This window comes from Polynucleobacter sp. 35-46-11 (assembly GCF_002281105.1).
Genome location: NZ_NCFJ01000482.1, coordinates 1 through 1,896, shown reverse-complemented (window position 1 = coordinate 1,896; position 1,896 = coordinate 1). Strand labels below are relative to the sequence as shown.

The 1,896-nt window shown below is 42.1% G+C and carries 3 protein-coding genes; all 3 read left to right on the top strand.

Annotation, left to right across the window (positions count from 1 at the left end):
* Nucleotides 1-432: 432 nt before the first annotated feature.
* The 3 genes from B7Y67_RS16640 (at nucleotide 433) to B7Y67_RS16630 (ending at nucleotide 1,754) form a co-directional block, all read left to right on the top strand.
* Complete coding sequence (locus B7Y67_RS16640; protein WP_293599582.1) at nucleotides 433-660, top strand: hypothetical protein; 228 nt, start codon at nucleotides 433-435, stop codon at nucleotides 658-660.
* Nucleotides 661-685: 25 nt separating this feature from the next.
* A complete protein-coding gene (locus B7Y67_RS16635; protein WP_293599581.1) occupies nucleotides 686-1,030 on the top strand; it encodes a hypothetical protein in 345 nt (114 codons plus the stop codon).
* A 115-nt stretch (nucleotides 1,031-1,145) separates the two neighbouring features.
* On the top strand, nucleotides 1,146-1,754 hold the full coding sequence (locus tag B7Y67_RS16630) for a glutathione S-transferase (protein WP_293599580.1): 609 nt from the start codon (nucleotides 1,146-1,148) through the stop codon (nucleotides 1,752-1,754).
* Nucleotides 1,755-1,896: the final 142 nt, after the last annotated feature.

Genomic DNA, 1,896 nt, shown 5'->3' with positions numbered 1-1,896 from the left:
GATATGCGCCTAAGAGGGTATTCAGAATTCTTTTTATAGTTAACAGGGACTAGCAGTTAAAAGTTCTGCTATCTAAACCTTTACAGGGTGTTCAGCATGGGCAAAGCTCAAAATAAAGGTCACATCATAGAAGTTAAAGGCAAAGTCAAGGAGTTTGCTAGATCAAGCTGCATGGGTTCAATGTTGATAATGCTCTGAACAGTGTTTGGCATGACCTGAAAATGTAAGTATTGCCTTTATGGTCCAAACCACCACCTGAGGGCGGTTGCTATTTGGTGGGTACAGTTATTTTTGGCATCGCGTTTCAGGGCTGGTTATTTAAAACATTTAGCGCTGGAATGGAAATATATGTTCGATAGCGTACAGACTGATTGCCCCACCTTTCTTAGTCTGATAGATATCAAGTCAAATTAATCATAAGGAGTGGTGTATATGAGTTCATCTGATGATCTTCATTCTGAGCGTGCCATTAAGTTGTTGGATATAGTCCACGACTTGCATGGGGCCGATAAGCGCTATCCATACGAAAACATTCCATTTTCATCAAATGAAGATGGGGCTATTACCTTGAGTCCTAGCCTTATGGCGGAGCTGAAGAAAGATGAAAATCAAGATTTAATGTCTTGGGCGCACGACAATATTGCTAAGTTATTTAAATAGCAAATTAAGGGAGTAGCATGAAGTGATGAATAAACCTAATGTGTACATTCGGTTTCTAAAGTTGGTTGAAGTACTGAACTCGAAAAGTAAAATCCGGAGTTTGGATTCAATCGAAAAACATTTGCTCAATAGGATCATGCTGGATGACCATGCTGGCCAATCTATTTTGGTTGGTGACCTACTAAAGTTGCACCTAATAGGTTCCCAAGCAACCCTTCATGGGCGCCTGAAAAACCTACTCTCAATTGGCTATATCCAGCTTGTCTCCCAAGATGATGGGCGTAAAAAAAGAGTGATACCAACAAAACAGGCTCATCAAATCTTTGGCGCTCTATCTGGGTGCATGTCGAAAGCGGTACAAGGACAATAATTCGTTCTAGTTCGGCCAATTGCCACGCCTGTTGTGAGACTGATGGGGCAATATCATTCCAAGTTAGCGTGAGTCAATTTCCTTTGGTATTCTCTCCGGAATACTGCGAGATTAAATGATTCCAATTTTGTACTCTTACCGAAGATGTCCTTATGCAATGCGGGCTCGTATGGGATTGAAATACGCTGGCATTGAGGTTGAGCAAAGGGAAATTGATTTCAGAAACAAGCCGAAATCCATGTTGCTTGTATCACCCAAGGGAACGGTTCCAGTCTTATGCGCTGATGGACTGGTCTTGGATCAAAGTGTGGATATTATGCGTTGGGCTCTAGAGAAGTCCGACCCAGATGGCTGGATAGACGTCGATGAGGATGCGTCCCAAGAATGGATTAAAAAAAATGATGGCCCATTCAAGGTTCTATTGGATCAATATAAGTACCCAAATCGATTTCCGGATCTGCATCAAAATGATGTGTTGAATGATGCTATTGATCTCATGCTCCACCCGATGGAGACGCTCCTCCAAGCTAACCCGTTCTTACTGGGTAACAAAATATCCTGGGTAGATGTCGCCATCTTTCCGTTTATCAGGCAGTTTGCTGCAGTCAATCCTCAACAATTTGAAGAGTTGCCATTTAACTCCCTCAAGAAATGGCTCAATCAACATCTTGAGTCGGATTTATTTCATTCGGTGATGGATAAGCATCCAACTTGGACTGATTGATATCTTGCAAAGCTGGTGTGAGGAAATGTAAAAAGCCACCCGAGTGAACTGACCCCCAAAAGTTGGACCTTATGTCCAACCAAGGGGGTTTTGTTTTATGAGCAAGTACAGTAAGCAGTTCAAGCTAAAGGTAGTTCAAGAG